This is a genomic window from Pseudogulbenkiania sp. FW507-F1, from assembly GCF_058781125.1.
Map to the genome: position 1 here is coordinate 1 of NZ_JBYSWM010000063.1, position 2,113 is coordinate 2,113.

Sequence of the window (2,113 nt, forward strand, 5' to 3'; positions counted from 1 at the left end):
CCCATCGGCATGATGCTGCGGAACTGGTAGCGGCCGTTGGCGTCGGTGACGATGGTGCGGCGCAGGTTGAAGTCCGACTGGCTCTTGTCGAAGAACGAGTAGTTGCCCATCAGGTTGGCATGCCACGCTTCGACCTGGGCGCCCGGCAGCGGCTTGCCGTCGGCGTCGTACACGGTGCCCTGCATGAACAGCACTTCGCCCTGCTCCACCTCGCTGCCGTCGTCCATGCGCGCGAAGCCTTCCGACTTCGGCGCGCCAGCGACGTAGAGCGGGCCTTCGATGGTGCGCGGGGTGCCGCCGGTGAGGCCGGCTTTGGCTTCGGCCTCGTCCATGCGGATGTCGACGAAGCGCTCCAGGCCCAGGCCGGCGGCCAGCAGCCCCAGTTCGTGGGTGGCGCCGGCTTCGGCGAAGTACTCCAGGCCTTTCCAGACTTCGCTCGGGCTGAGGTCGAGGTCTTCGATGGCCTTGAACAGGTCGCTGGTCAGGCGCACCGCGATCTGCTGCACGCGCGGGTTGACTTCGCCGGTGGCGGTGTCGACCAGGAAGCTTTTTACCAGGGCGTCGATTTCTGCGTGTGTCATGTCTCTACTCCTCATTTATATCGTCGTGCCAATGCGTTGTGGCATTCCGTTCAACCGGCCGAACGCATTTCACGGCCTTGTCTCGGGCTGAATGGGTGGGGGTTCGGGGCTTAGCGGTCGTCGTCGCGGATCGACGAGGGGTGGCGGCACAGCGGCGTGACCTCGATCGTCATGTACGGGAACAGCGGCAGGGTCGATACCAGCTGGTGCAGTTCGTCCACGCTCTCGACGTCGAACAGGCTGACGTTGGCGTACTGCCCGGCGACGCGCCACAGGTGGCGCCACTTGCCGGCGCGCTGCAGCGCCTGCGCCTGTTCCTTCTCGACTTGCTTCAGTGCGGCGGCCTCGGCGGCCGGCATCGCGGGCGGCAGATTCACTTCCATGCGTACGTGGAACAGCATCTCGTCCATCCTTTCCTGTTGATCTTTTGGTGAAACCCGGCGGGTCATTTATTTCCGGCGCAAGAAGGCCAGCTTGTCCCGGTCGATCTGGATGCCCAGGCCCGGTCCGGTCGGCACCTGCAGCATGAAATCCCGGTACTGCAGCGGCTCGACGAGGATTTCCTCGGTCAGGAGCAGCGGGCCGAACAGTTCGGTGCCGAAGGCGAGCTCGCCGAAGGTGGCGAAGACGTGGGCCGAGGCGGCGGTGCCGACCGCGCCTTCCAGCATGGTGCCGCCGTACAGGCCGATGCCGGCGAGCTGGGCGATATCGGCCACCTGCTTGGCCGGGATCAGGCCGCCAGACTGGGCGATCTTGACCGCGAACACGTCGGCGTCGGCGTCCTTGGCGAACTCGAAGGCGCTGAGCGGGCCGTGCAGCGCCTCGTCGGCCATCACCGGCACGGCGAACTGGCGCGCCAGGCGGGCCAGCCCGGCGCGGTTCTCGGCGCGCACCGGCTGTTCGATCAGGTCGACGCCGCCGTCCTGCAGCGCGGCGATGCCGTTGACGGCGTCGAGCTCGCTCCAGGCCTGGTTGACGTCGACGCGTACGCTCACCGCGTCGCCGAGCGCCTTCTTGATGGCGAGCACGTGCTTGACGTCGTCGGCCACCGGGCGCAGGCCGATCTTGAGCTTGAAGATGCGGTGGCGGCGCTGCTCGAGCATGCTCTCGGCTTCGGCGATGTCGCGGGCGGTGTCGCCGCTGGCCAGGGTCCAGGCCACCGGCAGCGCGTCGCGCAGGCGGCCGCCCAAGAGTTCGGACAGCGGGATGCCGAGGCGGCGCGCCTGGGCGTCCAGCAGCGCGGTTTCCAGCGCGCACTTGGCGAAGCGGTTGCCCTGGATGACCTTGCGCACCCGCGCCATCGTCGCGGCGACGTTGCGCGCCTCCTGACCGATCAGCAGCGGGGCAATGTGCGTGTCGATGTTGACCTTGACGCTCTCGGGACTCTCGTCGCCGTAGTTCAGGCCGCCGATGGTGGTCGCCTCGCCCCAGCCCTCGATCCCGTCTTCGCACTGCACGCGCACCAGCACCAGGGTCTGGGTGTTCATGGTGGCCACCGACAACTTGTGCGGGCGGATGGTGGGCACATCGAC

The 2,113-nt window shown here is 67.5% G+C and carries 3 protein-coding genes; all 3 read right to left on the minus strand.

Annotated elements, in window-relative coordinates; genetic code table 11:
• On the minus strand, positions 1-581 hold a 581-nt coding region (locus AC3WG5_RS19175; protein ID WP_492570325.1), incomplete at its 3' end, for a dioxygenase family protein.
• A gap of 110 nt (positions 582-691) precedes the next feature.
• Positions 692-982 (minus strand): muconolactone Delta-isomerase, encoded by a 291-nt coding sequence (gene catC / locus AC3WG5_RS19180; RefSeq protein WP_008955679.1) that lies wholly within the window; start codon positions 980-982, stop codon positions 692-694.
• Positions 983-1,030: 48 nt separating this feature from the next.
• On the minus strand, positions 1,031-2,113 hold a 1,083-nt coding region (locus AC3WG5_RS19185; protein WP_492570328.1), incomplete at its 5' end, for a muconate/chloromuconate family cycloisomerase.